We start from the raw sequence: 26,688 nt of genomic DNA on the forward strand, positions 1-26,688 counted from the left end.
CGGAGATCGACTCTCCGTTTTGTGGCCCACGCTAGCACGAACGGAGATCGAACCTCCGCTCGTGCTGGGAGCGCTGTGGAAGGATCTGCCGCATGGGGCAATTTCTGATTCGCGCCGGGTTCACCGGCATCGCGTTGTGGCTGGTCACGATCCTCGTGCCGGGCGTCGACATCGTCGGCGGTGAAGACAATCTGATCAAGCGGATCGGCATCATCTTCGTCGTCGCGCTGATCTTCGGCGTGGTGAACGCGTTCATCAAGCCGATCGTTCAGTTCATCTCGATACCGCTCTACATCCTCACGCTGGGGCTCATCCACATCGTCATCAACGCGCTGATGTTGTGGATCACGTCGTGGATCACCGAGCACACCACCCACTGGGGGTTGTTCATCGACGACTTCTGGTGGACGGCGATCTGGGCCGCGATCGTGCTGTCGATCGTCAGCTGGCTGCTGTCGCTGGTGTTGCCGGATGCCGACCGAGTCAGCTCCTAGCGCGAAAAGTGTCCGGTTGCGGCTGACTGGCCGCTCCTAACGGTGAACGCGGCACACCGGGTGTCGCGACCAACCGGAGGAGTGACCATGAATTCCTACGACACGCGCCGCAACCACCTCGTCTCGATCATCGTCGGAGCCGCCGTCGCGCTCGCCGCGCTGCTGGGCACCGCGGCCCAGGCCGACGCCGAGCCGATCAAGGAATCGACCATCAAGAGCGAGTGCAAATCGGCTGGCGGTTCGTACTCGAGCGTCAACAAGCAAGGCACTCGGTTCTCGACGTGCAAGTACAAGGACAACGAGGGCAACGGCTACGTCGACTACTACGCCGACGGCGAGTATTACTCCACCCACCCGGCGTAGTGCTCACTCGGGCACACTGGATGGCATGCCCGAACTACCCGAGGTGGAGGCGTTGGCCGACCATCTCCGTCGCCACGCCGTCGGACTCACCGTCGGGCGGGTCGACGTCTCGGCCTTTTCGGTGCTCAAGACGTTCGACCCGCCGACCACCGCGTTGTACGGCCAGGCCGTCACCGGCGCCAACCGCTGGGCCAAGTACCTTGGCCTGCAAGTCGGTGAACTGCACCTCATCACCCACCTATCGCGGGCAGGCTGGCTGCGCTGGTCCGAGAAGTTGGCCGCAGCGCCGTTGAAGCCCGGCAAGGGGCCAATCGCGCTGCGGGTCCACCTCGGAACACCCGGTGAGGCACCGGGTTTCGACCTCACCGAGGCCGGCACGCAGAAGCGGCTTGCGGTCTGGTTGGTCGACGACCCGATGAAGGTCCCGCAGATAGCCGCGCTCGGCCCGGACGCGCTGACGTTGGACCCCGACGGGCTTGCCGCTGCCTTGAAGGGAAACACCGCCCGGATCAAGAACGTCATCACCGACCAGAAGGTGATCGCCGGCATCGGCAACGCGTACAGCGACGAGATCCTCCATGTCGCGAAGCTCTCGCCGTTCGCAACGGCGGGCAAGCTGACCGACGCCCAACTCGCCGACCTGCACGACGCGATGATCTCGGTGCTCACCGACGCGGTGACGCGCTCCGTCGGCCAAGGGGCGGCCACGCTCAAGGGCGAGAAGCGTTCCGGCCTCCGCGTACATGCTCGCACCGGGCTGCCGTGCCCGGTCTGCGGTGACACCGTGCGCGAGGTGTCGTTCGCCGACAAGTCCTTTCAGTACTGCGCGACGTGCCAGACCGGCGGCAAGGTGCTGGCCGACCGGCGGATGAGCAAGCTGCTCAAGTAGTGCAGTACGAACGGGTGGCCGACGTCAGCGCCTGCCGGTAGAGCCCGTCGAGCTGGCGTGCCGCGGCGACCGCCTCCGTCGCCTCGTCCAGTTCGACTGTGCACGACGGCCCGTGTAGCGCATCCCGTTGCAGCGCAATCTCGTCCACCATCAGCTTGTTGAAGCCGTCGATCGCCGCGCGCGACTCGGACAGGTCCGGGGCGGCGGTCGGAGCGAGCTTTGGGTCGAACTTCCACTGGCCGAAGCGCGTGTACTCGATGGCCTCGGTCGCGCCGATCTGGTTCTCGAAGATCGCACGGACGTAGTCGGGGTCGATGCCGTGCGCGGCCGCGTCTGAGCCCACGCTGTCCAACACTTGGTTCGCTCTCGCAGTGTCCGTGATCGGGCCACCCTCGACCCACTTGTATGCCGCGACCGCGTCTGCCGTGGCCAGCCGCTGCGCTGCGGTATCGACGAGCACATAGAGCGGTTCCGGTGGGTCGGCGTGGGCGGCAGGCGCGGCGGTCAGCACGGCGGCGACGGCCAGGACATTGATGAGCCTCACGACCTCCGATCTTCGTCTCATACCCGCAGGCGCGTGGCGCAGCGCGTTTCTTGACAGCTGTCGAGTCCGGTTATCCTGCTCGAATGACTCGGCAGAAGATCCTCATCACCGGTGCGAGCTCGGGACTCGGTGCGGGCATGGCGCGCCAGTTCGCCGCCAAGGGCCGCGACCTCGCGCTGTGTGCGCGTCGCATCGACAACCTCGACGAGTTGAAGGCCGAACTCACCGCGCGTCATCCCAACATCACCGTGGCCGTCGCCGCCCTCGACGTCAACGACCACGAGCAGATCCCGAAGGTGTTCGGAGAACTCTCCGACGTACTCGGCGGGATCGACTGCGTCATCGTCAACGCCGGCATCGGCAAGGGCCACCCGCTCGGCGGCGGGAAGCCGTGGGCCAACAAGGCGACCATCGAGACGAATCTCGTTGCGGCACTTGTTCAGATCGAGACGTCGTTGGAGATGTTCAAGAAAGCGGGCGGAGGCCACCTGGTGCTGGTGTCCTCGGTGCTCGGCAACAAGGGCGTGCCCGGCGTCAAGGCCGCCTACGCCGCGAGCAAGGCCGGCGTGACGTCACTGGGCGAGTCGCTGCGCGCCGAGTACCCGTCGGGGCCCATCAAGATCACGGTGCTCGAACCCGGCTACATCGAGTCCGAGATGACGGCCAAGTCCGCGTCGACGTTGTTGATGGTCGACAACGAAACCGGCGTCAAGGCCATGGTCGACGCCATCGAGAAGGAGAAGGGCCGCGCCGTCGTGCCCGGGTGGCCGTGGTGGCCGCTCGTCGAACTGATGAAGGTGCTGCCGCCGCGCTTCACCAAACGCTTCGCCTGACCTGTAGGCAATCTTTCGGAACTGTCTACTCGACGGCCCGGGCCTTCCTATCCTCGAACCATGTCGGATCGAACGGATGTGGACGAGCGGCGCGAGGACCACGGCTACCACTTCGACCGCCACACCCCGCAGTACCGGGACCGGTTCGCCGAGATCGCCTCGGAGATGCACGAACGCTGTCCGCTCGCGTGGACGGACACCTACGGCGGGCACTGGGTGGCGGCCGGCAACAAGGAGGTCTTCGAGCTCGCGCGGTGCCCACATGTCTCCAATGACAACGACATCGACGGCGCGCGCAAGGGCTACGTCGGCATCACCATTCCGCGCGGAGAGGTCAGCACTCAGTTTCGCGGCGGCATGCTCGAAATGGACGACCCCGAGCACCACGAGTACCGGACGCCGCTGAACGCGTACCTGTCGCCCGCCGCGGTCCAGCGGTGGGTTCCCGTCGTCGACGAGATCGTCAAGGCGTGCCTCGACGAGAAGATCGAGAGCGGTCGGATCGACTTCGTCGACGACCTGGCCAACATCGTCCCCGCGGTGCTCACCCTCGGCCTGCTGGGGGTGCCGTTGCGCGACTGGGAGATCTACTGCGAACCCGCCCACGCGTCGGTGTACACGCCAGCCGACTCTCCGGACTACCGCCGAGTCGCCGACCTGGCGATCGCGTCGGCCATGGGCATGATGAGCCACGTCGCCGAGATCCGGGATACCCCGCGGCACGGGCTGATCGACGCGCTGGTCCGGTGCCGAATCGACGGCGAGCCCGCGCCCGACAGCGAGATCTTGGGCATGCTGATGTTGCTCATCGGCGGCGGCTTCGACACCACCACCGCGCTGACGGCGCATTCGTTGGAGTGGCTCTCGCAGCACCCCGACGAACGCGAGCGGCTCAGCCGCGAACGCGACATGCTGCTCAACCCGGCGACCGAGGAGTTCCTGCGCTACTTCACGCCTGCGCCCGGCGACGGTCGCACCATCGCCGAGGACGTTGAAGTCGACGGCGTGGTGCTCAAGGAGGGCGAGCGACTCTGGTTGTCGTGGGCGATGGCGAACCGCGACCCCGAGCTCTTCGCGAATCCCGACGAGGTCGTGCTGGACCGGACGGGCAACCGCCACTTCAGCTTTGGGCTCGGCATTCACCGGTGCATCGGGTCCAACGTCGCCCGGACGGTCTTCAAGTCAATGCTCACCGCCGTGCTCGACCGGATGCCCGACTTCCACTGCGATCCCGATGGTGCCGTGCACTACCAGACGATCGGCGTCATCCAGGGCATGCAACATTTGCCGGCGACGTTCACCCCGGGTCCGCGGCTCGGTCCCGGACTGGACGCCACCCTGGAGAAGCTGCAGCGCATCTGCGACGAACAGGACCTCGCCGCCCCCATCACCGTCCACAAGGCCGCCGCAGTCATCGACTAGCCCCCTTGCGATTTCGGCGCGCTTTCGCCCGCTCACCGTCCGTAAGCGCGCCGAAATCACTAGCCTGCGCGGCCCCGCTCGACGCGGTAGTGGCGCACCAATGCGTCGGTCGAGGAGTCGGATTGTTCGGGCGGAGCCACATCGTTGATCAGCACCGGCAGCAGCGCCTTGGCCTGAGTCTTGCCGAGCTCGACGCCCCACTGGTCGAACGAGTCGATGCCCCAGATGACGCCCTCGGTGAACACCTGATGTTCGTAGAGCGCGATCAACTGGCCCACCACAGACGGCGTGAGCTTGGTCGCGAGAATCGAAGTGGTGGGCCGGTTTCCGGGCATCACCTTGTGCGGGACGACGTTGGCGGGGGTGCCCTCTGCGGCGATCTCGGCCGCCGTCTTACCGAACGCCAGCACCTGCGTCTGGGCGAAGAAGTTGCTCATCAACAGGTCGTGCATGCTGCCGGTGCCATCGGCCGTCGGCAGATCGTCGGTGGGCTGGGAGAACCCGATGAAGTCCGCCGGGATCAGCCGGGTGCCTTGATGCAGCAGCTGATAGAACGCGTGCTGACCGTTGGTTCCCGGTTCACCCCAATAGATTTCGCCGGTCTCGGTGGTCACCGGGCTACCGTCGGCGCGCACTGACTTGCCGTTGGACTCCATCGTCAACTGCTGGAGGTAGGCGGCAAAGCGGGCCAAGTCGTTGGAGTACGGGAGCACTGCCCGCGCCTGAGCGTCGAAGAAGTCGTTGTACCAGAGTCCGATGAGGCCAAGCAGCGCAGGAACATTCGCCTCCAGCGGAGCGGTGCGGAAGTGTTCGTCGACGACGTGGAAGCCGGCCAGGAACTCGGCGAAGCGCTCCTTGCCGATCACCGCCATCACCGACAGGCCGATGGCCGAGTCCACCGAGTACCGGCCGCCGACCCAGTCCCAGAAGCCGAACATGTTGTCGGTGTTCATGCCGAAGTCGTCGACGAGCTTCTTGTTGGTGGACACCGCGACGAAGTGCTTGGACACCGCGGCGTCACCGAGCACGTCGGTCAGCCACCGCCGCGCGGCGGTGGCGTTGGTCAGCGTCTCCAACGTCGAGAACGTCTTGGATGCGACGATGAAAAGCGTTGTGGCGGGCTCGAGGTCGGCCAACGTGGCGACCAGGTCCGCCGGGTCGACGTTGGACACGAACCGCGCCGAGATGCCAGCGTCGGCGTAGTGCCGCAGCGCCTGGTACGCCATCACCGGGCCGAGGTCCGAGCCGCCGATGCCGATGTTGACGACGGTCTTGATGCGCTCACCCGTCGCGCCCGTCCACTCACCGTTGCGCAGCCGGTCGGTGAACGCACCCATCGAGTCGAGCACCGCGTGCACGTCGGCCACCACGTCCTGCCCGTCGACCACCAACTCGGCGCTGCGCGGCAGCCGCAGCGCGGTGTGCAGCACCGCCCGGTCCTCCGAGGTGTTGATGTGCACGCCGGAGAACATCGCGTCGCGCCGGCCTTCCAGATCGGCGGCCTTTGCCAGGTCGACCAGCAGTTTGAGGGTCTCCCGGGTGATGCGGTGCTTGCTGTAGTCCACGTACAGGTCACCGACGGTCAGGGTCAGTTCGCGGCCCCGGGCGGGGTCCTCGGCGAAGAACTCGCGCAGGTGTTTGGCGCCGATCTGATCGTGGTGCCGCACCAACGCGTTCCACTCCGGAGTAGCTGAGATGTCGGGGAGTTGAACTTGTTCGGAGGCCATATTGCGACCCTAATGCGCGGCGCCTTTCGAGGGTGTAAATGATGGATGCATGGACACTGCAAAGCTGCTGTCATCCGTTCCTACCGGCATCTGGATCGGCGGTGAGGAGCGAGCTGGCTCGTCGACGTTCGACGTGCTCAATCCGGCGAATGACGAAGTGCTGATCAGCGTCGCCGACGCAGGAGCCGAGGACGCCATCGCCGCGCTCGACGCCGCGTGCGCGGTGCAGGCCGAATGGGCCGCCACGGCGCCCCGCGAGCGCGGCGAGATCCTGCGCTCGGTGTTCGAGGCGATCACCGCCAACACCGACGAGATCGCCGCACTGATGACGCTCGAAATGGGCAAGGTGCTCGCCGAGAGCAAGGGCGAGGTGAAGTACGGCTCGGAGTTCTTCCGCTGGTTCGCCGAGGAGGCGGTGCGCATCGGCGGCCGCTACACGCCAAGCCCGGCGGGCACGGGCCGCATCATCGTCACCAAGTCGCCCGTCGGCCCCTGTTACGCGATCACGCCGTGGAACTTCCCGCTGGCCATGGGCACCCGCAAGATTGGCCCGGCCATGGCGGCCGGTTGCACGATGATCGTCAAGCCCGCCCAGGAGACGCCGCTGACGATGCTGCTGCTGGCCAAGCTGATGGACGAAGCGGGCCTGCCCAAGGGCGTGCTGTCGGTGCTGCCGACCACCAAGCCCCGTGACGTCACCACCGCGCTGATCGACGACGGTCGCATCCGCAAGATGACGTTCACCGGGTCGACGGGCGTGGGCAAGGCGCTGGCGAAGCAGGCCTCCGACGCGCTGCTGCGGCAGTCGCTGGAGCTCGGCGGCAATGCACCGTTCATCGTGTTCGACGACGCCGACGTCGATGCTGCGGTCGACGGCGCGATCCTGGCCAAGATGCGCAACGGCGGCGAGGCGTGCACCGCGGCCAACCGCTTCCACGTCGCGAACTCGGTGCGCGAGGAGTTCACCGAGAAGCTCGTCAAGCGGATGAGCGAGTTCACGCTGGGCAACGGGCTCGACGCGTCGTCGACGCTCGGGCCGCTGATCAACTCCAAGCAGGTCGCGACGGTTCAGGATCTGGTGTCGGACGCGGTGTCCCGCGGCGCGACGCTCGCGGTCGGCGGGGTGGCGCCGGGTGGTCCGGGCAACTTCTATCCCGCCACCGTGCTGGCCGACGTGCCCGCCGACGCGCGCATCCTCAAGGAGGAGGTCTTCGGGCCCGTTGCGCCGATCGCCGGCTTCGAAACCGAGGAAGAGGGGATCGCCGCGGCCAACGACACCGTGTACGGCCTGGCGGCCTACATCTACACCAAATCGCTGGACCGCTCGCTGCGCGTCGCGGAGGCGCTCGAGGCGGGCATGGTGGGCATCAACCGCGGCGTGATCTCCGATCCCGCTGCGCCGTTCGGCGGCGTCAAGGAGTCGGGCTTCGGTCGCGAAGGCGGCTCGGAGGGCATCGAGGAGTACCTCGACACCAAGTACATCGCGTTGACGAACTAGCGCGCTCGCCGAAGGTACGGTTGTTGACGCAAAACCCCAGGTGGGGGTGTCAACAACCGTACCTTCGGCGCTGACCTCGCCAGCCCTGCTCCGCATCTGCGGAGATACTGAACGCTTCTTTCCGATTTTGCGGATACGATCCGTCGGTGCCGACGATCCGGATCAGGGAAGCCGCCGAGCTGCTCGGCGTCAGCGACGACACCGTCCGCCGCTGGATCGACGACGGAAACCTGTCGATCACCACCGACGAATCAGGCCGCAAGGTCATCGCCGGTGAGGAACTGGCTGCCTACGTCAGCGCGAACTCCGGGCGTGTCCCGCAGGACCCCGTCGGCGTCGGCAGTTCGGCCCGCAACCGGTTCGCCGGCCTCGTCACCAAGGTGACCACCGACAAGGTGATGGCCCAGGTCGAAATGCAGTGTGGACCGTTCACCGTCGTATCGCTGATGAGCACGGACGCCGTGCGCGAACTCAAGCTCGAACCCGGCAGCGTCGCCGTCGCCGTGGTCAAGGCCACCACCGTCATCGTCGAAACCCCTGGAGGAAATTCATGAAACGCGTTGTCGGGCTGGTCTTCGCGGCCCTGCTGTCCGTGGCACTGCTTAGCGGCTGCGGCTCGTCGACGAAGACGTCGTCGTCGAGCACCGCCGCGCCGACGAACCTCGTGGTGTTCGCGGCTGCGTCGCTCAAGCAGTCGTTCACACAGCTCGGCGAGCAGTTCAAGACCGACAACCCCGGCTCGTCGGTGGAGTTCTCGTTCGCGGGCTCGTCGGATCTGGTCACCCAGCTGACCCAGGGCGCAAAGGCCGACGTCTTTGCCTCGGCCGACACCAAGAACATGGACAAGGCCAAGGACGCCGGACTGCTCGCGGGCGACCCGGTGAACTTCGCGACGAACACCCTGACCATCGCCGTGGCGCCAGGAAACCCCAAGGGCATCAAGTCGTTTCAAGAGCTCACCAAGGACGGACTCAACGTCGTCGTGTGTGCGCCGCAGGTGCCGTGTGGGTCGGCTACCGAGAAGGTCGAGAAGGCGACGGGCGTCGAACTGAAGCCGGTCAGCGAGGAGACGTCGGTGACTGACGTGCTCAACAAGGTGACGACCGGTGAGGCCGACGCAGGCGTGGTCTACGTGACCGATGTCGCCGGCGCGGGCGACAAGGTCACCGGCGTCGAGTTCCCGGAGTCGAAGGACGCCGTCAACACGTACCCGATCTCGTCGCTGAAGGACTCCGCGAACGCCGAAGTTGCGAAGAAGTTCGTCGAGTACGTCACCGGTGAGGCCGGCCAGAAGGTGCTCGATCAGGCCGGGTTCGGCAAGCCCTAACGTGCGGGGCTAGTGCCCGAGCCGGCCGCGGCCCATGCGCAGCAGCAGCATCGCAAGGTCCTTGCCGTCGGGGCCAAGCTCGCTGTAGCGCTCGATGACCTTCATCTCGCGGCTGTGCACCAGGCGGGTGCCGCCGGACGCCATCCGGACCTTGCCGATGGCCTGCGACACCTCGGTGCGGCGCTTGACCGCGGCGAGGATCGTGGCGTCGAGCTGGTCGATCTCGAGGCGAAGGTCGTCGATGTCTGCCATGGGTTCAGTTTCCACGCTCACGGTGGGCTCCTTGTCGTGTAGGGCCCTGCGGTTTCATCCGGTTCCGGCCTCACACAAGAAACGAGCCCCGGATCCGGATGCGGACCGCGGGGCTGAAGTGAAAGCAGTTAGACCCCGGATACCGCTGGCCGGTATCCGTAGAAAAATCGTCCCTGCTGATTGAGCACGGATTGAGTGTGCCACCACTAGCCGCGTCGGCGCAAAGGTGTCGCCATGCGGCGGTAAGTTCGACACGATATGTCGATCGCCACCGAAACCGATGAGCTCCTTGACAGCCTCAATGATCAGCAGCGTCAGGCTGTGCTCCACGAGGGCTCGCCGCTGCTGATCGTCGCAGGCGCAGGGTCGGGCAAGACCGCCGTGCTCACCCGCCGCATCGCCTACCTGCTGGCCGCCCGTGACGTCGGCGTCGGCCAGGTCCTGGCCATCACGTTCACCAACAAGGCCGCCGCCGAGATGCGCGAGCGCGTCGTCGGGTTGATCGGCCCGCGCGCCAAGTCGATGTGGGTGTCGACGTTCCACTCGACGTGCGTGCGGATCCTGCGCAACCAGGCCTCGCTGCTGCCCGGGCTCAACTCCAACTTCTCGATCTACGACGCCGACGACTCCCGGCGCCTGCTGATGATGATCGGCAAGGACCTCGGACTGGACACCAAGCGGTACTCGCCGCGGCTGCTTTCCAACTCGATCTCCAACCTCAAGAACGAGCTGATCGACCCCGAGCGCGCCACCGCCGAGCTGACCGAGGGCACCGACGACCTCGCCCGCATCGTCGCCCAGGTGTACGGGGAGTACCAGCGCAGGCTGCGGGCTGCCAACGCGTTGGACTTCGACGACCTCATCGGCGAGACCGTCGCCGTGCTGCAGGCCTTCCCGCAGATCGCGCAGTACTACCGGCGCCGCTTCCGGCACATCCTGGTCGACGAGTATCAGGACACCAACCACGCCCAGTACATGCTGGTGCGCGAACTGGTCGGCCACGACCTCGAAGACGGTGACGTCCCGCCCGCGGAGCTGTGCGTCGTTGGCGACGCCGACCAGTCGATCTATGCATTCCGCGGGGCCACCATCCGCAACATCGAGGACTTCGAACGCGACTACCCCAACGCGAGAACGATTCTGCTGGAACAGAATTACCGTTCCACGCAGAACATCCTCTCGGCCGCCAACGCCGTCATCGCCCGCAACTCCGGACGCCGCGAGAAGCGGCTGTGGACCGACGCGGGGGAGGGCGAGCTCATCGTCGGCTACGTCGCCGACAACGAGCACGACGAGGCGCGTTTCGTCGCCGGGGAGATCGACGCGCTGAGTGACCGCGGCGAGATCACCTACAACGACGTCGCCGTCTTCTACCGCACCAACAACTCCTCGCGCGCAGTCGAAGAGGTGTTCATCCGGGCGGGCATCCCCTACAAGGTCGTCGGCGGCGTTAGGTTCTACGAGCGCAAGGAGATTCGCGACATCGTCGCCTACCTGCGCGTGCTCGACAACCCGGGCGACGCGGTGAGCATGCGGCGCATCCTGAACACGCCACGGCGTGGCATCGGCGACCGGGCCGAGGCCTGCGTCGCGGTGTACGCCGAGAACACCGGCGCCAGCTTCAACGACGCCTTGCAGGCCGCGGCCGAGGGCAGGGTGCCGATGCTGAACACGCGCTCGGAGAAGATGATCGCCTCGTTCGTCCAGCTGCTCGACGAGCTGCGGGGCAAGCTCGGCGACGAACTCGGCGACCTCGTCGAGGCCGTGCTGGACCGTACCGGATACCGGCGCGAGCTCGAATCCTCAAGCGACCCACAGGACTTGGCGCGGCTCGACAACCTCAACGAATTGGTCAGCGTCGCACACGAATTCAGCATCGACCTGGCCAACGCTGCGGCCTTGCGTGAAGAGTCTGACGAGGTGCTCGACGAGGACATCCCCGACACTGGTGCGCTTGCCGCGTTCCTAGAGCGGGTGTCGCTGGTCGCCGACGCCGATGAACTGCCCGAGCACGGCGCGGGCGTCGTCACGATGATGACGTTGCACACCGCCAAGGGGCTCGAGTTCCCGGTGGTCTTCGTGACCGGCTGGGAGGACGGCATGTTCCCCCACATGCGCGCGCTCGGCGATCCGACCGAACTGTCCGAGGAACGGCGACTCGCCTACGTCGGCATCACTCGGGCCAGGCAGCGCCTGTACCTGAGCCGGGCCAAGGTCCGGTCGTCGTGGGGCCAGCCGATGCTCAACCCGGAATCCCGGTTCCTGCGGGAGATCCCGCAGGAACTCATCGACTGGCGTCGCACGGAAGCGCCCGCCTCGGGGCTCAGCGCGCCGGTCAGCGGGGCGGGCCGGTTCGGTACCCCTCGCCCGTCGCCGGCACGCACGACGGCGGCGCGCAACCGACCGATGATCACGCTGGAGCCCGGCGACCGCGTCACTCACGACAAGTACGGGCTCGGCCGGGTCGAGGAGGTGTCCGGGGTCGGCGAGTCGGCGATGTCGCTCATCGACTTCGGCAGCGCCGGCCGAGTGAAACTGATGCACAACCACGCGCCGGTGCAGAAGCTCTAGGGCTCAGTGCCGGCACCAGCGGCCGGTGGCGGGCAGCAGCGCGAGCACGATGCTCGCGACGGGCAGCACGGGGATGGCGTAGACGGTCGGCGGCAGGCTGGCGCCCGCGACGAACAGTCCGGCGAAGATCATCAGCGCGACGATGGCGCCGACCACGACGAGCAGCCGACCAATGCGGCGCCGCAGCAGCAGTGCGATCAGGCCGCCGATGGTCGCCGCGGCCGACACGGTGGTGAGGAAACCGATTGCCACGCAGAACAATCCGTCCGTTCGCCACCATCCGGCGACCAGCGACGTCGCGATGACGGCCGTGGCCCATCCGCTGAGGATGCTGACCGCGGCGGTGGCCGAGGCCGCCCGCGGGCTGGGTCGGACGGGTCGTCCCGCTGCGCCGACCGCAACGGGTGTGGCGCGCGGCAGGTAACCGGTGGCGGATTCGTCGGCGGGCACCGGTGCTGGGACGAACGTCGTGGCGGCTTCGTCGTTCGACGGTTCGGGCAGCGCGGGGAACGAGCCGGTGGGGAAGCGCCGGATGATGTTGGTTCGGTCGGGAGGTCCGCCGGATGTCACCAATCCAGCCTAGCCAGCCCGGTAGGGGCGGTCAGCCGACGTACTTGCCCGGTGTCAGGCCCCGCTGTGCCAGCCACGGCACGGGGTCGACGCGGTCGGTGCCGCTGAGCAGCACCTCGAAGTGCAGGTGCGGTCCGGTCGAGTTGCCGCGGTTGCCGATGGTGGCAATCTGATCGCCAGCCATCACGCGCTGCCCCTTGCTGACCAGCCAGGTGTTCACGTGCCCGTAGAGCGTCACGGTGCCGTCGGCGTGCTTGAGCTTGACCCAGGCGCCGTAGCCCGCCGTGGGACCGGCGTCGATGACGACGCCGTCGGCGGCCGCCACGATCGGCGTGCCGATGGAGTTGGCGATGTCGATGCCGCCGTGCAGGACGCCCCACCGGTAGCCGAAGCCGGACGTCCAGACGCCCCGTGTGGGCATCACGAACAGGGGCCGCTGTAGCCGGGCCTCGCGCTCGGCGCGTTCTGCTGCGAAGGCGGCGCCGTTGGCGAACTCCTCGTTGTGGGTGGCCGCACTGGCGACCGGGGCGATGGACACGATCTGCATGCCGTCGACGGAGCCGGTGATCGCCGAGCCCTCGACGAAGGCGTTGGGTCCCGCCGCGACCATGGTGTCGTCGGCCGGAGCGCTGGGGGCGTTGGCCATCGAGTAGCCCGCGGCAGCGGTAGCGCCGACGGCCATCGCGGCTGCGACGAGGCGGCCCTTGACGTGGCCGCCGTCGAGCTTGCGATGTGAGCCGCCGCTGCGGCCCCTGATGTCGATGATGTCGGTGGCGGCCATGCCGTCACTGATGTCGGTGTGGCTGGCGCGGTAGGCGCGCGGCTTCGGCTCGTCACCGGTGCGGGCCTGGAACTCCGACGGCACGGCCAGTCGGAACGGCACCAGGTCGTCGGTGTCGTGGAGGTCGTCTAGCTCGGGGGCGCGGATGACGCGCGATTCGCGGTCGAACGCGGAGGAGTTGGAAAAGTCCAGGTCATCGAGGTCGCCGAACTCGTTGAACGGGATTATGTCGGTGATTGTGGCGTCGTAAGCGCTCGGCATGGCACCCCTGGGGGACCTTGACGAACTGTGCGCTGCCAACCGAAATATCCTTCTCGCCGTGACCTTAACGTTATCGAGACCACAGGCACGTTAACCAAAATCCAATGTTGGTGGCAACCCGTGCAGTAATTCCGTCAGTGATTGTGATCTGTATCACTACGATCCGCGGGTGAGATGTCCCACATGAGTGGTAGGCGGTTGGGGCAGCCTCGGCGGGTGTGGATAAAGTTCCCACGAGCCGGTAGAGGCGCAATTCCCCGAAACCCTCAAGCAGTCAGTCAAAGAGTCAACGCAGACAGACAGTGAGCCAATGGATCTCTTCGAATACCAGGCGAAGGAACTGTTCGCCAAGCACAACGTCCCAACCACGCCGGGCCGGGTGACCGACACCGCGGAGGACGCCAAGGCGATCGCCGAGGAAATCGGCAAGCCCGTGATGGTCAAGGCGCAGGTCAAGGTGGGTGGACGCGGAAAGGCCGGCGGCGTGAAGTTTGCTGCCACGCCCGAGGACGCCTTCACGCACGCCACGAACATCCTCGGCCTCGACATCAAGGGCCACGTCGTGAAGAAGTTGCTGGTCGCCGAGGCCAGTGACATCGCGGAGGAGTACTACATCTCCTTCCTGCTCGACCGCTCCAACCGCACGTATCTCGCGATGTGCTCCGTCGAGGGCGGCATGGAGATCGAAGAGGTCGCCGCCACCAAGCCCGAGCGGCTCGCCAAGGTGCCCGTGGACGCCGTCAAGGGTGTCGACCTGGCCTTCGCGCGTTCGATCGCCGAGCAGGGCCACCTGCCCGCCGAGGTGCTCGACGCCGCCGCTGTCACCATCCAGAAGCTGTGGGAGGTCTTCGTCGGCGAGGACGCCACCCTGGTGGAGGTCAACCCGTTGGTGCGCACGCCCGACGATCAGATCCTGGCGCTCGACGGCAAGGTCACGCTCGACGGCAACGCCGACTTCCGCCAGCCCGGTCACGAGGAGTTCGAGGACAAGGACGCCACCGATCCGCTCGAGCTCAAGGCCAAGGAGAACGACCTCAACTACGTCAAGCTCGACGGCGCGGTCGGCATCATCGGCAACGGCGCGGGGCTCGTCATGTCGACGCTCGACGTGGTCGCCTACGCCGGCGAGAAGCACGGCGGCGTGAAGCCCGCCAACTTCCTCGACATCGGCGGTGGCGCCTCGGCCGAGGTGATGGCCGCGGGTCTGGACGTCATCCTCGGCGACAGCCAGGTGAAGAGCGTGTTCGTCAACGTCTTCGGCGGCATCACCGCCTGTGACGCGGTGGCCAACGGCATCGTCGGTGCGCTGAAGAAGCTCGGCGCCGACGCGAACAAGCCGCTCGTCGTCCGGCTCGACGGCAACAACGTCGAAGAGGGTCGTCGCATCCTCGCCGAGGCCAACCACCCCCTGGTGATCCAGGCCGACACCATGGACGCCGGGGCCGACAAGGCCGCCGAGCTGGCCAACAAGTAAGGGAGCCAACAACAATGTCTATCTTCCTGAACAAGGACAGCAAGGTCATCGTCCAGGGCATCACCGGCGGCGAGGGCACCAAGCACACCGCACTGATGCTGAAGGCGGGCACGCAGGTGGTCGGCGGCGTGAACGCGCGCAAGGCCGGAACCAAGGTGTCGCACAAGGACAAGGACGGCAACGACGTCGAGCTGCCCGTGTTCGCCAGCGTCGCCGAGGCCATCAAGGAGACCGGCGCCGACGTGTCGATCGCCTTCGTTCCGCCGGCCTTCTCCAAGGATGCGATCATCGAGGCCATCGACGCCGAGATCCCGCTGCTCGTCGTCATCACCGAGGGAATCCCGGTGCAGGACAGCGCATATGCGTGGGCCTACAACGTCGACAAGGGCGAGAAGACCCGCATCATCGGACCCAACTGCCCCGGCATCATCACCCCCGGCGAGTCGTTGGTCGGCATCACGCCCAACAACATCACCGACAAGGGGCCGATCGGCCTGGTGTCGAAGTCGGGCACGCTGACCTACCAGATGATGTACGAGCTGCGCGATCTCGGCTTCTCCACCGCCATCGGCATCGGCGGCGACCCGGTCATCGGCACCACCCACATCGACGCCATCGAGGCGTTCGAGAAGGACCCCGAGACCAAGGTCATCGTGATGATTGGCGAGATCGGTGGCGACGCCGAAGAGAAGGCCGCGGCTTACATCAAGGCCAACGTGAGCAAGCCCGTCGTCGGCTACGTCGCGGGCTTCACCGCGCCGGAAGGCAAGACCATGGGCCACGCAGGCGCCATCGTGTCCGACGGTGCGGGCACCGCTCAGGGCAAGCAGGAAGCGCTGGAGGCCGCGGGCGTGAAGGTCGGCAAGACGCCGTCGGAGACCGCCGCGAAGGCCCGCGAGATCCTCGCAAGCCTGTAGTTCTTTCGCCGAGACTGCGGCCAGATCGCGAATCCGTCGAGATTCACGATCTGGCCGCAGTCTCGGCGTGGGGCAACGCCCGGGATTGGAACACGTTCCAGTTTTCGGTTAGCGTGGCAAACTAACAGCTGCCTGGAGGTTTGTAATGCCCGTCGATCCCCGCACCCCGGTCATCGTCGGCGTCGGTCAGTTCACCGAGCGCATCGACGACGCCGATTACCGTGGCATGTCCTCGGTGGAGCTGGCCACCGAGGCCGTTCGTGCCGCGTTGGCCGACACCGGTGTGGACGTGGCCACCGTGGCGCAGGCGATCGACGTGTTCGCGGGATTGCGCCAATTCGAGATCTGCACACCCTTCGAGAAGCCGCCGCTCGGCGCGTCCGACAACTACGTGCGGTCGGTCGCCCGGCGCGTCGGCGCCGATCCCGCGCGCGCGGTGCTCGAGCCCATCGGCGGCAACGGCCCGCAGAAGTTGGTGACGGAGTTCGCCGGAGCCATCGCAGCGGGCGACGTCGAGGTGGCGTTGGTGCTCGGCTCCGAGCCGGGCTCCACGACGAAGTACTTCGCAAACCGTGACGACAAGCCGGACTTCACCGAGGAGATCGGCGGCCAGCTCGAGGACCGCGGCTACGGCTTCGAGCAGTACATGAGCGAGTACACCGCGGGGCACGGGCTGACCGGCGCGCCAGTGCAGTACGGACTGCTGGACAACGCGCGCCGCGCCCGCTTGGGCCTCGGCGTCGACGACTATCGCCGAAAGATGGCCGAGCTCTTCGCGCCGTTCTCGAAAGTCGCTGCCAAGAACCCATTTTCGTCGTCGCCGGTGGAGCGTTCAGTCGAGGAGATTCTGACCGTCACCGACGAGAACCGGATGATCTGCGACCCGTACCCACGATTGATGGTGGCCCGCGACACCGTGAATCAGGGCGCGGCCCTCTTGGTGATGTCGGTGGCGGCGGCCCGCAGGCTCGGCGTTCCCGAGGAGAAGTGGGTGTACCTGCGCGGGCACGCCAGTCAGACCGAGCAGGATCTGTTGGACCGCGTCGATCTGAGCGTGAGCGTCTCGGCGAAACAGGCTGTGGCGGAAGCGCTCCGGGTTGCCGGTATCGGCATCGACGACGTGACGACCTTCGACCTCTACAGCTGTTTCCCGTTCCCGGTCTTCGCGGTGTGCGACGAGTTCGGGCTGGCGCCCGACGACGCGCGAGGGTTTACGCTCACCGGCGGGCTGCCGTACTTTGGCGGGCCTGGCAACAGCTACTCGCTGCATGGCATCGCCGAGACCGTCGCTGAAATGCGCGACAAGCCAGGGAAATTCGGTCTCGTCGGCGCCAACGGCGGCGTCATGAGCAAGTACTCGGTCGGCGTGTATTCGACGGAACCCGGCGATTGGGCGCCCGACCGCAGTAAGGCGCTTCAGGACGACATCGCCGCGCTGCCGAAGGTCGCCGTCACCCGTAACGTCGACGGCACCGGAACCATTGAGACCTACTCGGTGCGCTACGACTGGCCGGTGCGCACCGGCATCATCATCGGCCGGCTCGACTCCGACGACAGCCGGTTCATGGCCATCACCGATGACGAAGAGCTGGTGGCGTTGATGAGCGACAGCGATCCGCTCGGCACGCGGATCGCGGTGACGTCGACGGACGACGGCACCAACCGCGCTTCTTTGGCCTGATCGGCTCGGGCGGGAACGTCACTTCGACCGTCGACGCGGCACACGTCCCTTTGACTGGAAACGGGTGGGGCTTGCGCCGCCTTCTCGCTTGACGCGACGGTTGGCGTGCGGGTCGTCGAACACTCGGACGATCAGTGGGCTGATGCTGTGCATGGCATGAACTGTCAGCTCCAGAACTGATGCCGTCATGCGTAGTCGACTACGCGACTATCTCGCCTCGCTACGCAGCTCGACCACTTCGGCTGCGCCTAGGGTTGTGATTTCACGTCGATCACGACCCTGAGTGCAGTCGGAACGACGTAATCGACGGCGTCAGACCAGCGCGGCGAGCTTGCCCGCGAGCCGCTCCACGTACGCCCCGACCTCGGCCTCCGGCTTGTCCGGCAGCCCGAACAGCACCTCGGTGACGCCGAGCTCGGCCCAGCGGGCCAGCTTGTCGGGGTCGGGCTTGAAGTCCAGCGCGACGATCTGCGGGGCGCCATCGCGGTCGGCGGCGACCCAGGTGTCCTGCAGCAGCTTCACGGGTGTGTCGATGTCGAAGTCGCGCGGCGTGGTGATCCACCCGTCGGCCGACTTGGCGATCCACTTGAAGTTCTTCTCGGTGCCGGCCGCGCCGACGAGCACGGGGATGTGCGCCTGGACGGGCTTGGGCCACGCCCACGACGGCCCGAACTTGACGAACTCCCCGTCGTACTCAGCTTCCTCCTGGGTCCACAGCGCACGCATGGCTTCGAGGTACTCGCGAAGCATGGTGCGCCGCCGCCCGGGCGGAACGCTGTGGTCGGTGAGTTCGTCGGTGTTCCAGCCGAATCCAACGCCGAGGGACACGCGTCCGCCGGAGAGGTGGTCGAGGGTGGCGATCGACTTGGCCAGGGTGATGCAGTCGTGCTCGACGGGCAGGGCCACGGCCGTCGACAGCCGAACCCGCGTCGTCACCGCCGCGGCGCCGCCCAGCGACACCCACGGATCCAGCGTCCGCATGTAGCGGTCGTCGGGCAGCGACTCGTCACCCGTCGTCGGGTGCGCCGCCTCCCGCTTGATCGGGATGTGGGTGTGCTCGGGCACGTAGAACGTCTCGAAGCCATGGTCGTCGGCAAGCTTGGCGGCCGCCGCCGGAGCGATCCCGCGATCGCTGGTGAAGAGTACGAGCCCGTAGTTCATGAACAGAATTAGAACGTGTTCTAGTCCGCGGGCGCAAGGCGGCCCCCGGGATACTCGGGTAGCCGGCTCCCATTCACTCGAAGTTTCGGGTAGTGAACTACTCAGTTCGCGGTGCTAGCGCACCCCCACGATCTGATCCGTGTACGAACGAAGATCGATCGGCGCCAAGCTCATCGAGTGGGTTCGTCGCTACGCCCCCAATGAAATCGCAGGCTGGATAGTCCAGCTTGCGGAAACCGTCGCACAGCAAACCGGGTCCCCGAGCGCGACACCGGCTTACAGTTGGTCGGCTCATTAGTTCTCGGCGTGGGGGAACCTGATGTTGGATGCGTTGAAGTCGCCCGGCACAGACAAACGGCTGTGGCTGACGGCGGCCGTGATCGCCGTTGCGGCCTTCGTCCTCGGCTACCTCGGATACCGCCGCCAATTCGCTGGCGGTAACTGGACGGACCCGATTTATCACACGCTCGCGCTGTTCGTCTTGAACTACACCGGGCCGCCCCCGTCGGGTCTGGACTGGCGGGTCGACTTCGCTCGGTTCCTGGCCCCCGCGGCAACTGGCTTGGTGGGCTTTACCGCGGTGTACACGCTGTTCAGACAGCAGTTGCGGGAGATGCGCGTGCGACGTTGGAAGGACCACGTGGTGGTCTGCGGGCTGGGCTACAAGGGCTACACGTTCGTCCAGCGACTGCACGACGACGGCTTCCGCGTCGTCGTCGTCGAGCACGACGGCGCCAACCCGACCATCGACGACTGCCGCGAGCTCGGCGTCCCCGTCATCGTCGGTGATGCACAGTACGACGCGATCCTGCGGCGGGCGGGCGTCCATGGTGCGAAGTGGTTGCTCTCGGTGTGCAACGACGACGCCGTCAACACCGAGATCCTGTTGAGTGCGCGCACCGTCGTCGCCGACCGCAGCCACGGCACCCTCAAATGCCTTGCCCAGATTAGCGATTCCCAGCTGTGCGGGCTGTTGCGCGTCTCCCAGATCGACCAGCACGACGGGACCTGGGCGGCCGACTTCTTCAACACCGACGACACGTCGGCAGCCCTCATTCTGAGGAAGTATCCGATCGCGACGAAGGACGACAAGCCGCCGCACATCCTGGTCGCGCATCTCGACCCGCTTGGTCAGCAGCTGATCGTTCTCGCGGCGCAGAAGTGGATGAGTCAACGCAAGCACGCCGTGCAGACGCGCGAAATGCCGCTGGTGGTGACCGTCGTCGACGACGCGGCCGCGGCCGGTGTTGGAGCCCTCGAGCGTGAGCATGCCGTGGTGAGGGACGTATGCACGTTTGTCACCACCTCGGCGTCCGCGGGGGGCATCGCAGAACTCGAGGACGCGTACGCCAGGGGCGACCACCCGAACCCCACCGTCGCGTACGTCGCCGCAAGCGACGACGACGACGGTGTCGCAACCACACTCCTGCTGATGCACCACCTCAAGCCACCGATCAAGGTGGTCGCCGCGCTGTCGCGCACGTATGGCACGGGCAAGCTCCTTGACTCACTGCCGGGCGTCGCCGTCGAGGTGTTCCCGAGGTTCGAGATGACCTGTACGCCGGATTTGCTCTTCGAGGTCTCGGTGGAGCAGCTGGCCAGGGAGATCCACGAGGTTTGGCGGGAAGAGCAGCGGGCCGCCAATAAGAAGGATCCGACGTGGGAAGAAGCTTCTGCGTCGTATCGGGAGTCGAGCATGGCGCAGGCTCACGACATCCCAGCCAAACTGCGGTCCATCGACTGCTCAGCCCGGACGCTGCCGGACGGCGCTCGACCGGATTTCGAGTTCACCGAGCCGGAGATCGAGCGGCTTGCGGTTGAGGAGCACAACCGGTGGTGGGCCGAGCGCCGCAACGACGGCTGGACCTGGGCCCCGGGTGAGAAGGACGAAGCGGCGAAGACGTCGCCGTCTATGGTGCCCTTCGGCGACCTGCCCCCCGACGTCGCCGAGTGGGATCGGGTGTTCGTGCGCAAGATTCCGCGGATTCTGCAGCAGGCCGGGCTCCAGGTTCATCGCAAGCGGCGGGGATTCGCCGCGGTGGAGGGGAAGGCTAGAACCTCGGCTGTTTGAGTCACGCGGATCGTTACCCGTGACCGTCGCGCCGCCACTTGGTGGCATGGCACACCATGACGACCGAACGCATCGCCGACCACGTCAAGTTCGCCTACTGGGTGCCCAACGTCAGCGGCGGCCTGGTGACCAGCGACATCGAACAGCGCACCGACTGGAACTACGAATACAACAAGAAGCTGGCGCAGACGGCCGAGCGCAACGGCTTCGAGTACGCGCTGTCGCAGGTCCGCTACGAGGCCAGCTACGGCGCCGAGTATCAGCACGAGTCGACGAGCTTCTCGCTGGCCCTGCTGTTGGCCACCGAGCGGCTGAAGGTCATCGCCGCCGTCCACCCCGGCCTGTGGCAGCCCGCCGTGCTCGCGAAGCTGGGCGCCACCGCCGACCATCTGAGCAACGGCCGGTTCGCCGTCAACGTCGTGTCGGGTTGGTTCAAGGACGAGTTCACCCATCTGGGCGAGCCCTGGCTGGAGCACGACGAGCGTTACCGTCGCAGCGCCGAGTTCCTGCAGGTGTTGCGCAAGATCTGGACCGAGGACGACGTCGACTTCCGCGGCGACTTCTACCGGATCCACGACTTCACGCTCAAGCCCAAGCCGGTCAACACGCCCGAGCGGCCGAACCCCGAGATCTTCCAGGGCGGTAACTCGACGGCAGCGCGGCGCAACGGCGGCCTGTACTCCGACTGGTACTTCTCCAACGGCAAGGACTACGAGGGGCTGACCGAGCAGGTCGTCGAGGTGCGCGACCACGCCCGCGGCGCAGGCCGAGAAGTTCGGGTTGGGCTGAACGGATTCATCATCGCCCGCGACTCGGAGAAAGAAGCGAAGGAAGTCCTCAGAGAGATCATCGAGAAGGCCAACCGCCCTGCCGTCGAGGGATTCCGCTCGGCCGTGCAGCAGGCGGGCAACTCGACGTCCGACAAGCGCGGAATGTGGGCCGACTCGTCGTTCGAGGACCTGGTGCAGTACAACGACGGTTTCCGAACCCAGTTGATCGGCACCCCCGAGCAGATCGCCGAACGCATCGCGGCCTACCGCAAACGCGGTGTCGACCTGATCCTCGGCGGTTTCCTCCACTTCCAGGAGGAGATCGAGTACTTCGGTGCAAACGTTCTGCCGTTGGTCCGCGAAATCGAAGACTCCGAACAGAATTCGCACGACGCCCCAGTCCTGGTGTCAGCCTGAACGCGCACCCTGCTCATTGCGCTAGCGTGGGTGGCTGAATCGACCAGGACAGGAGAGGTCATGACCTACTCGCCCGGTGGCGGCCCCGGTTATCCATCGGCCCAACCGCCTTCGTACTCGGCCCCCACCCAACAGTTCGAGCGGGTACCGGAACCGGCGCCCGCCGCCCCCGCCGCTCCGGCCGCCCCTGCGGGGCCGAGCAAGCTTCCGCTGTACCTCGGCGCCGCCGTCGCCGTACTCGGACTCGCGATCTACCTGACGAGCTTCGGCCCGTTGTTCGGCGGGCTCACCGCGACGCCCGCGTTCTTCCTCCTCATCGCGCCCCTCCTTGCGGGGCTGCTCGCCGGCGTGAGCCTGCTGCCGAAGCAGGACGACAGGTCGGCCATTGCGGCCGTGCTGGCGGTGCTGGGCTTCCTGCTGCTGATCCTCGTAGTGATCGGCGACGGATCGTCGATCCAGTGGGCGTTCTACCCGTTCATCGTGTTCTCGGTGCTGCAGGCGATCGCCGCGGTGGGCAAGGTGCTGCTGGACGCGGGCGTCATCACCGCGCCGACGCCCAAGCCCAAGGTCGAGCCGCAGCCGTACGGCCACTACGGCGCTCCGTCGCCCTACTACGGGCAGCCGCCGTACGGCGGACCCGCCCAGCCGGGCTACCCGCCCCAATACGGCGGTTACCAGGGCGGCCCCAACACCGGTGGCTTCCCGGCGCTCGCTAGGCCGAGCGCCCCTCAGAACGGCCCGCACAGCGGCCCGCCCACCCCGCCGACCGGATTCCCCGCGTTCGGTCAGCCGCAGGCCCAGCCTGCGGCGTCGGGCCCCGGCCAGTCGCAGCAGCCGTACGAGGCGCAGCAACCGCAACAAGCAACGCAGCAGGCTCCACAGCAATCAGCCACTCCGCCGTCATAATCTCTAGCGGGGCGTATGCGGTCTTCGCGCGCACCAGGTTGCGCGAGGAGCTACCCGTCTAGTGGACAACCGGCCAGTCGGCACGCGTCAGGCCCGCGACCTGCTCAGGGTTGCGTTCGGCCCGTCGGTAGTGGCATTGGTGATCATCGCGGCGATCGTGCTGCTGCAGCTGCTCATCGCCAACAGCGACATGACCGGCGCGTCCGGCGCGATCGCCAGCCTATGGCTCGGGGTTCATCAGGTACCCGTGTCCATCAGCGGCAGCGAACTGGGCGTCATGCCGCTGCTGCCCGTGCTGGCGATGGTGTGGGGAACGGCGCGCACCACCGCCGCCGCCATCAGCCCGGGCGCGTCGTGGTTCGTGGTGCGGTGGGTCGTCCTGTCGGCGCTGGGTGGACCGCTGTTGATCGCCGCGATGGCGTTGGCGGTCGTTCACGACGCGTCGTCCGTGCTCACTCAGCTGCAGACGCCGAATGCGTTGCGCGCCTTCAGCGGCGTGCTGGCCGTGCACTTCGTCGGCGCCGCGATCGGGGTCGGCACACGCGTGGGACGCCGGCTGCTGCGGGAGCTACGGCTTCCGGGCTGGTTGCCCGACGCAGCGCGTGCCGCGTCGGCGGGCGTGTTGGCGTTGCTCGGCCTGTCCGGTGTGGTCGCAGTCGGGTCGATGGTCGTGCACTGGTCGACCATGGACGACCTGTACGGGGTCACCGATTCGGTGTTCGGCCAGTTCAGCCTCACCCTGCTCGCCGCGCTGTACGCGCCGAACATCATCGTCGGGACGGCGGCCATCGCCGTGGGGTCCAGCGCGCACATCGGCCTTGCGACCTTCAGCCCCTTCACGGTGCTTGGCGGTGACGTGCCTGCGCTGCCGGTGCTGGCGGCGGTGCCGACGCCGCCGTTGGGCCCGGTCTGGGTGGCACTCATGATCGTCGCCGCCGCGTCCGCCGTCGCAGTCGGGCAGCAGTGTGCGCGCCGGCCGTTGCCGCTGCCGATGGCCGCCGCGAAGGTGGTGGTCGCCTCCGCGTTGGCCGCCCTCGCGATGGTTCTGCTCGGGCACGCCGGCGGGGGCCGGTTGGGGAACTTCGGTGACGTCGGCGTCGACCAGACCACCTTCGGACCTGCGGTGTTCCTCTGGTTCGTCGGAATCGGCGGCCTCACGGTGGCCATGGCGGGCGGGATCGCCCGAACCCCGAAGGCGTCCAAGGCGCGTCCGGTTCCCGCCGCCGCGGAGGCCGAACCCGAGCCGATCGATGAACCCGAACCCGAACCCGAACCCGAACCGGAGCCCACGCCCGAACGGGAACCCGACGAGGTCGAGGAGATCGCCGAGGCCGACGAGGTCGACCCCGAACCGGAGCCGGTGCAGGAGCGGCCGGCGCCTGCACCACGGCCCGCGCCGCGCCCCGACCCACGCGTCGGTGACGGTCCGCTGGACCTCGACGACGATCCCGAAGCGCACTTCTTCACCGACGACGACGTGACCAGCGACGAGAAGCGCGGAGCGGCCGATTAGGCTGCATCGCGTGCAGCAACCGCTCCGAGTGCCCCCCAGCGCACCGGCCCGGCTCGTGGTGTTGGCCTCCGGCACCGGTTCGCTGCTGGAATCCCTGCTGGCCGCTGCGGTGGGCGACTACCCGGCGCGGGTCGTCGCGGTCGGTACCGACCGCGACTGCCGGGCCCTCGAGGTAGCCGCGGACGCAGGCATCGCCGGGTACACGGTGCGGCTGGGCGACTACTCCGACCGCTCCGAGTGGGACGCCGCGATCACCGAGGCCACCGCGGCGCACGCGCCGGATCTCGTCGTGTCCGCTGGATTCATGAAGATCCTTGGCGCACAATTTCTTTCCCGCTTCCTGGGGCGTGTCGTCAACACCCATCCCGCGTTGCTTCCCGCATTCCCCGGCGCGCACGCGGTGCCCGACGCACTCGCCTATGGTGTCCGCGTGACGGGCTGCACGGTGCACCTGGTCGACGCCGGGGTGGACACCGGGCCGATCCTCGCTCAGGAGGCGATCCCGGTGCTCGATGGCGACGACGAGGCGTCGTTGCACGAACGGATCAAGGTGGTCGAACGCCGCCTGTTGGTAGATGTGCTCGCCGCGATGGCCACACGCGGCGTGAGCTGGACTGGACGAAAGGCGGCCGTGGGATGAGTGATGAGGGCAAGCGCCCGATTCGGCGAGCGTTGGTCAGCGTCTACGACAAGACGGGACTCGGCGCGCTGGCCCGCGGCCTGCACGAGGCCGGGGTCAGCATCGTCTCGACCGGCTCGACGGCGAAAACCATTGCCGACGCCGGTGTTCCGGTGACTCCCGTTGAGGACGTCACTGGCTTCCCCGAGGTGCTCGACGGCCGCGTGAAGACGCTTCATCCCCGGGTGCACGCGGGTCTGCTGGCCGACACCCGCAAGCCCGAGCACCTCGCTGCGCTCGAGGAACTCGGGGTGGCCGCGTTCGAGTTGGTCGTCGTCAATCTGTACCCGTTCAGCGCGACGGTGGAGTCCGGCGCGAGCCAGGACGAGTGCGTCGAGCAGATCGACATCGGTGGGCCGTCGATGGTGCGCGCCGCTGCCAAGAACCATCCCAGCGTCGCGGTGGTCGTCGACCCGCTCGGGTACGAAGGCGTGCTGGCCGCGGTGCGGGCGGGCGGTTTCACCCTGGCGGAGCGGAAGAAATTGGCGGCGTTGGCCTTTCGGCACACCGCCGAGTACGACGTCGCGGTCGCGACGTGGATGGGGGAGACCCTCGCACCCGAGGAGCCCGCCCAGCAGCTGCCGCCGTGGGTTGGGTCGACGTGGAAGCGCGCGGCGGTGCTGCGCTACGGCGAGAACCCGCATCAGCAAGCGGCGTTGTACCGCAACGACATCGGGTGGCCCGGGCTGGCGCAGGCCGAGCAGTTGCACGGCAAGGAGATGTCGTACAACAACTTCACCGATGCGGATGCGGCGTGGCGCGCGGCGTTCGACCACGAGCAGACGTGCGTCGCAATCATCAAGCACGCCAACCCGTGTGGCATCGCGATCTCGTCGGAGTCGGTGGCCGATGCGCACCGCAAGGCCCACGAGTGCGATCCGCTGAGCGCCTTCGGCGGCGTGATCGCGGCGAATACCACCGTCAGTGTCGAGATGGCCGAGACGGTTGCGGACATCTTCACCGAGGTGATCCTTGCGCCCGCCTACGAGCCGGGCGCCGTGGAAGTGTTGGCCCGCAAGAAGAACATTCGCGTGCTGGTGGCCTCGGAGCCGCAGCCCGGCGGCACCGAGTTCCGTCAGGTCAGCGGCGGGCTGCTCGTCCAGCAGCGCGATGCGCTCGACGCGCAGGGCGACGACCCCAACAACTGGACGCTGGCCACCGGTTCGCCCGCCGACCCGGCGACGCTGGCCGACCTGGTGTTCGCCTGGCGCACGTGCCGCGCGGTGAAGTCGAACGCGATCGTCGTCGCAAAGGACGGCGCGACCGTCGGCGTTGGGATGGGTCAGGTCAACCGCGTCGACGCGGCGCGGCTGGCAGTCGAGCGAGCGGGCGACCGGGTGGTCGGCGCGGTCGCGGCGTCGGACGCGTTCTTCCCGTTCCCAGACGGGCTCGAGACACTCGCGGCCGCGGGGGTCAAGGCGATCGTGCACCCTGGCGGTTCGATGCGTGACGACGTCGTCACCGAGGCTGCGACGAAAGCCGGTATCGCCTTGTATCTCACGGGCGCTCGGCACTTCGCGCACTAGGGCCGTCTTGTCCGGTCGCCGGGCTGGAGAATACGCTGCGC

23 protein-coding genes and 2 pseudogenes are annotated in these 26,688 nt (G+C 67.1%); 19 read left to right on the forward strand and 6 right to left on the reverse strand.

Going from position 1 to position 26,688, the window contains the following annotated elements; all coding sequences use genetic code 11:
- Nucleotides 1-92 precede the first annotated feature (92 nt).
- The 4 genes and pseudogenes from SLQ33_RS10590 to SLQ33_RS10605 all read left to right on the forward strand — a co-directional run bounded on the left by SLQ33_RS10590 (nucleotide 93) and on the right by SLQ33_RS10605 (nucleotide 1,746).
- On the forward strand, nucleotides 93-494 hold the full coding sequence (locus SLQ33_RS10590; protein WP_319453772.1) for a phage holin family protein: 402 nt from the start codon (nucleotides 93-95) through the stop codon (nucleotides 492-494).
- Nucleotides 495-581: 87 nt separating this feature from the next.
- The gene (locus tag SLQ33_RS10595) at nucleotides 582-857 is read left to right on the forward strand and encodes a hypothetical protein (RefSeq protein WP_319453773.1); all 276 of its coding nucleotides are present in this window, start codon (nucleotides 582-584) and stop codon (nucleotides 855-857) included.
- A 25-nt stretch (nucleotides 858-882) separates the two neighbouring features.
- A pseudogene (locus SLQ33_RS10600) lies at nucleotides 883-1,125 on the forward strand (DNA-formamidopyrimidine glycosylase family protein); the annotation flags it as partial.
- A gap of 147 nt (nucleotides 1,126-1,272) precedes the next feature.
- On the forward strand, nucleotides 1,273-1,746 hold the full coding sequence (locus SLQ33_RS10605; RefSeq protein WP_319453841.1) for a zinc finger domain-containing protein: 474 nt from the start codon (nucleotides 1,273-1,275) through the stop codon (nucleotides 1,744-1,746).
- On the opposite strand, the gene SLQ33_RS10610 is transcribed toward SLQ33_RS10605, so the two are convergent.
- Nucleotides 1,739-2,290 carry a chorismate mutase gene (locus tag SLQ33_RS10610; protein ID WP_319453774.1) on the reverse strand — a complete coding sequence of 184 codons (552 nt, stop codon included), beginning with the start codon at nucleotides 2,288-2,290 and terminating at the stop codon, nucleotides 1,739-1,741. The two genes, SLQ33_RS10605 and SLQ33_RS10610, sit on opposite strands and share 8 nt — an antisense overlap.
- Before the next feature lie 83 nt (nucleotides 2,291-2,373).
- On the opposite strand from SLQ33_RS10610, the gene SLQ33_RS10615 reads away from it, so the two are divergent.
- Nucleotides 2,374-3,123 carry an SDR family oxidoreductase gene (locus tag SLQ33_RS10615; RefSeq protein WP_319453775.1) on the forward strand — a complete coding sequence of 250 codons (750 nt, stop codon included), beginning with the start codon at nucleotides 2,374-2,376 and terminating at the stop codon, nucleotides 3,121-3,123.
- Between the two features lie 60 nt (nucleotides 3,124-3,183).
- On the forward strand, nucleotides 3,184-4,545 hold the full coding sequence (locus SLQ33_RS10620; RefSeq protein ID WP_319453776.1) for a cytochrome P450: 1,362 nt from the start codon (nucleotides 3,184-3,186) through the stop codon (nucleotides 4,543-4,545).
- Nucleotides 4,546-4,604: 59 nt separating this feature from the next.
- Here the strand turns inward: SLQ33_RS10620 and pgi are convergent, their stop codons facing one another.
- The gene (pgi, locus tag SLQ33_RS10625) at nucleotides 4,605-6,272 is read right to left on the reverse strand and encodes a glucose-6-phosphate isomerase (RefSeq protein ID WP_319453777.1); all 1,668 of its coding nucleotides are present in this window, start codon (nucleotides 6,270-6,272) and stop codon (nucleotides 4,605-4,607) included.
- Nucleotides 6,273-6,321: 49 nt separating this feature from the next.
- On the opposite strand from pgi, the gene SLQ33_RS10630 reads away from it, so the two are divergent.
- The 3 genes from SLQ33_RS10630 to modA all read left to right on the forward strand — a co-directional run bounded on the left by SLQ33_RS10630 (nucleotide 6,322) and on the right by modA (nucleotide 9,097).
- The gene (locus tag SLQ33_RS10630) at nucleotides 6,322-7,770 is read left to right on the forward strand and encodes an NAD-dependent succinate-semialdehyde dehydrogenase (RefSeq protein WP_319453778.1); all 1,449 of its coding nucleotides are present in this window, start codon (nucleotides 6,322-6,324) and stop codon (nucleotides 7,768-7,770) included.
- Between the two features lie 146 nt (nucleotides 7,771-7,916).
- Nucleotides 7,917-8,324: a helix-turn-helix transcriptional regulator gene (locus SLQ33_RS10635; protein WP_319453779.1), complete on the forward strand. Its 408-nt coding sequence runs from the start codon at nucleotides 7,917-7,919 to the stop codon at nucleotides 8,322-8,324.
- Nucleotides 8,321-9,097, forward strand: coding sequence for a molybdate ABC transporter substrate-binding protein (gene modA, locus SLQ33_RS10640; protein WP_319453780.1), 777 nt, complete (start codon nucleotides 8,321-8,323; stop codon nucleotides 9,095-9,097). The genes SLQ33_RS10635 and modA overlap by 4 nt, the downstream gene beginning before the upstream one ends.
- Nucleotides 9,098-9,106: 9 nt before the next feature.
- On the opposite strand, the pseudogene SLQ33_RS10645 reads toward modA, so the two are convergent.
- Nucleotides 9,107-9,385, reverse strand: a pseudogene (locus SLQ33_RS10645) (chorismate mutase); the annotation flags it as partial.
- Between the two features lie 222 nt (nucleotides 9,386-9,607).
- Here SLQ33_RS10645 and pcrA point away from each other — a divergent pair.
- Nucleotides 9,608-11,920 carry a DNA helicase PcrA gene (pcrA, locus tag SLQ33_RS10650; RefSeq protein WP_319453781.1) on the forward strand — a complete coding sequence of 771 codons (2,313 nt, stop codon included), beginning with the start codon at nucleotides 9,608-9,610 and terminating at the stop codon, nucleotides 11,918-11,920.
- Between the two features lie 3 nt (nucleotides 11,921-11,923).
- On the opposite strand, the gene SLQ33_RS10655 is transcribed toward pcrA, so the two are convergent.
- A complete protein-coding gene (locus tag SLQ33_RS10655) occupies nucleotides 11,924-12,490 on the reverse strand; it encodes a hypothetical protein (RefSeq protein ID WP_319453782.1) in 567 nt (188 codons plus the stop codon).
- A 31-nt stretch (nucleotides 12,491-12,521) separates the two neighbouring features.
- On the reverse strand, nucleotides 12,522-13,532 hold the full coding sequence (locus tag SLQ33_RS10660; protein WP_319453783.1) for a M23 family metallopeptidase: 1,011 nt from the start codon (nucleotides 13,530-13,532) through the stop codon (nucleotides 12,522-12,524).
- A 310-nt stretch (nucleotides 13,533-13,842) separates the two neighbouring features.
- Between SLQ33_RS10660 and sucC the strand changes: the two genes are divergently transcribed.
- The 3 genes from sucC (at nucleotide 13,843) to SLQ33_RS10675 (ending at nucleotide 17,604) form a co-directional block, all read left to right on the forward strand.
- A complete protein-coding gene (gene sucC / locus SLQ33_RS10665; protein ID WP_319453784.1) occupies nucleotides 13,843-15,006 on the forward strand; it encodes an ADP-forming succinate--CoA ligase subunit beta in 1,164 nt (387 codons plus the stop codon).
- Nucleotides 15,007-15,020: 14 nt separating this feature from the next.
- Nucleotides 15,021-15,923, forward strand: a complete 903-nt coding sequence (gene sucD / locus SLQ33_RS10670; protein WP_319453785.1) for a succinate--CoA ligase subunit alpha — start codon at nucleotides 15,021-15,023, stop codon at nucleotides 15,921-15,923.
- 145 nt (nucleotides 15,924-16,068) lie between these two features.
- Complete coding sequence (locus SLQ33_RS10675; protein WP_319453786.1) at nucleotides 16,069-17,604, forward strand: acetyl-CoA acetyltransferase; 1,536 nt, start codon at nucleotides 16,069-16,071, stop codon at nucleotides 17,602-17,604.
- Nucleotides 17,605-17,916: 312 nt separating this feature from the next.
- Here SLQ33_RS10675 and SLQ33_RS10680 read toward each other — a convergent pair whose 3' ends face one another.
- Nucleotides 17,917-18,765 (reverse strand): LLM class F420-dependent oxidoreductase, encoded by an 849-nt coding sequence (locus SLQ33_RS10680; RefSeq protein WP_319453787.1) that lies wholly within the window; start codon nucleotides 18,763-18,765, stop codon nucleotides 17,917-17,919.
- 319 nt (nucleotides 18,766-19,084) lie between these two features.
- On the opposite strand from SLQ33_RS10680, the gene SLQ33_RS10685 reads away from it, so the two are divergent.
- The 6 genes from SLQ33_RS10685 to purH all read left to right on the forward strand — a co-directional run bounded on the left by SLQ33_RS10685 (nucleotide 19,085) and on the right by purH (nucleotide 26,647).
- Complete coding sequence (locus tag SLQ33_RS10685) at nucleotides 19,085-20,836, forward strand: NAD-binding protein (protein WP_319453788.1); 1,752 nt, start codon at nucleotides 19,085-19,087, stop codon at nucleotides 20,834-20,836.
- Between the two features lie 56 nt (nucleotides 20,837-20,892).
- Nucleotides 20,893-22,023 carry a dimethylsulfone monooxygenase SfnG gene (gene sfnG / locus SLQ33_RS10690; protein ID WP_319453789.1) on the forward strand — a complete coding sequence of 377 codons (1,131 nt, stop codon included), beginning with the start codon at nucleotides 20,893-20,895 and terminating at the stop codon, nucleotides 22,021-22,023.
- A 60-nt stretch (nucleotides 22,024-22,083) separates the two neighbouring features.
- Nucleotides 22,084-22,929 (forward strand): DUF5336 domain-containing protein, encoded by an 846-nt coding sequence (locus SLQ33_RS10695; RefSeq protein ID WP_319453790.1) that lies wholly within the window; start codon nucleotides 22,084-22,086, stop codon nucleotides 22,927-22,929.
- A 61-nt stretch (nucleotides 22,930-22,990) separates the two neighbouring features.
- Entirely contained in the window at nucleotides 22,991-24,442 is a 1,452-nt protein-coding gene (locus tag SLQ33_RS10700; protein WP_319453791.1) for a DUF6350 family protein, read from the forward strand.
- A gap of 10 nt (nucleotides 24,443-24,452) precedes the next feature.
- On the forward strand, nucleotides 24,453-25,082 hold the full coding sequence (purN, locus tag SLQ33_RS10705) for a phosphoribosylglycinamide formyltransferase (RefSeq protein ID WP_319453792.1): 630 nt from the start codon (nucleotides 24,453-24,455) through the stop codon (nucleotides 25,080-25,082).
- The gene (purH, locus tag SLQ33_RS10710) at nucleotides 25,079-26,647 is read left to right on the forward strand and encodes a bifunctional phosphoribosylaminoimidazolecarboxamide formyltransferase/IMP cyclohydrolase (protein WP_319453793.1); all 1,569 of its coding nucleotides are present in this window, start codon (nucleotides 25,079-25,081) and stop codon (nucleotides 26,645-26,647) included. Before purN ends, purH begins: the two co-directional genes overlap by 4 nt.
- The last annotated feature ends 41 nt before the right edge of the window (nucleotides 26,648-26,688 follow it).

The organism is Mycobacterium sp. RTGN6 (assembly GCF_033804605.1).
Lineage (GTDB): Bacteria > Actinomycetota > Actinomycetes > Mycobacteriales > Mycobacteriaceae > Mycobacterium.

Bases quoted from the DNA above. Each gene is read 5' to 3' on its own strand.
- SLQ33_RS10590 (WP_319453772.1), top strand. From the start codon at position 93: ATGGGGCAATTTCTGATTCGCGCCGGGTTCACCGGCATCGCGTTGTGG.
- SLQ33_RS10595 (WP_319453773.1), top strand. From the start codon at position 582: ATGAATTCCTACGACACGCGCCGCAACCACCTCGTCTCGATCATCGTC.
- SLQ33_RS10605 (WP_319453841.1), top strand. From the start codon at position 1,273: ATGAAGGTCCCGCAGATAGCCGCGCTCGGCCCGGACGCGCTGACGTTG.
- SLQ33_RS10615 (WP_319453775.1), top strand. From the start codon at position 2,374: ATGACTCGGCAGAAGATCCTCATCACCGGTGCGAGCTCGGGACTCGGT.
- SLQ33_RS10620 (WP_319453776.1), top strand. From the start codon at position 3,184: ATGTCGGATCGAACGGATGTGGACGAGCGGCGCGAGGACCACGGCTAC.
- pgi (WP_319453777.1), bottom strand. From the start codon at position 6,272: ATGGCCTCCGAACAAGTTCAACTCCCCGACATCTCAGCTACTCCGGAG.
- SLQ33_RS10630 (WP_319453778.1), top strand. From the start codon at position 6,322: ATGGACACTGCAAAGCTGCTGTCATCCGTTCCTACCGGCATCTGGATC.
- modA (WP_319453780.1), top strand. From the start codon at position 8,321: ATGAAACGCGTTGTCGGGCTGGTCTTCGCGGCCCTGCTGTCCGTGGCA.
- pcrA (WP_319453781.1), top strand. From the start codon at position 9,608: ATGTCGATCGCCACCGAAACCGATGAGCTCCTTGACAGCCTCAATGAT.
- SLQ33_RS10660 (WP_319453783.1), bottom strand. From the start codon at position 13,532: ATGCCGAGCGCTTACGACGCCACAATCACCGACATAATCCCGTTCAAC.
- sucC (WP_319453784.1), top strand. From the start codon at position 13,843: ATGGATCTCTTCGAATACCAGGCGAAGGAACTGTTCGCCAAGCACAAC.
- sucD (WP_319453785.1), top strand. From the start codon at position 15,021: ATGTCTATCTTCCTGAACAAGGACAGCAAGGTCATCGTCCAGGGCATC.
- SLQ33_RS10675 (WP_319453786.1), top strand. From the start codon at position 16,069: ATGCCCGTCGATCCCCGCACCCCGGTCATCGTCGGCGTCGGTCAGTTC.
- SLQ33_RS10680 (WP_319453787.1), bottom strand. From the start codon at position 18,765: ATGAACTACGGGCTCGTACTCTTCACCAGCGATCGCGGGATCGCTCCG.
- SLQ33_RS10685 (WP_319453788.1), top strand. From the start codon at position 19,085: ATGTTGGATGCGTTGAAGTCGCCCGGCACAGACAAACGGCTGTGGCTG.
- sfnG (WP_319453789.1), top strand. From the start codon at position 20,893: ATGACGACCGAACGCATCGCCGACCACGTCAAGTTCGCCTACTGGGTG.
- SLQ33_RS10695 (WP_319453790.1), top strand. From the start codon at position 22,084: ATGACCTACTCGCCCGGTGGCGGCCCCGGTTATCCATCGGCCCAACCG.
- purH (WP_319453793.1), top strand. From the start codon at position 25,079: ATGAGTGATGAGGGCAAGCGCCCGATTCGGCGAGCGTTGGTCAGCGTC.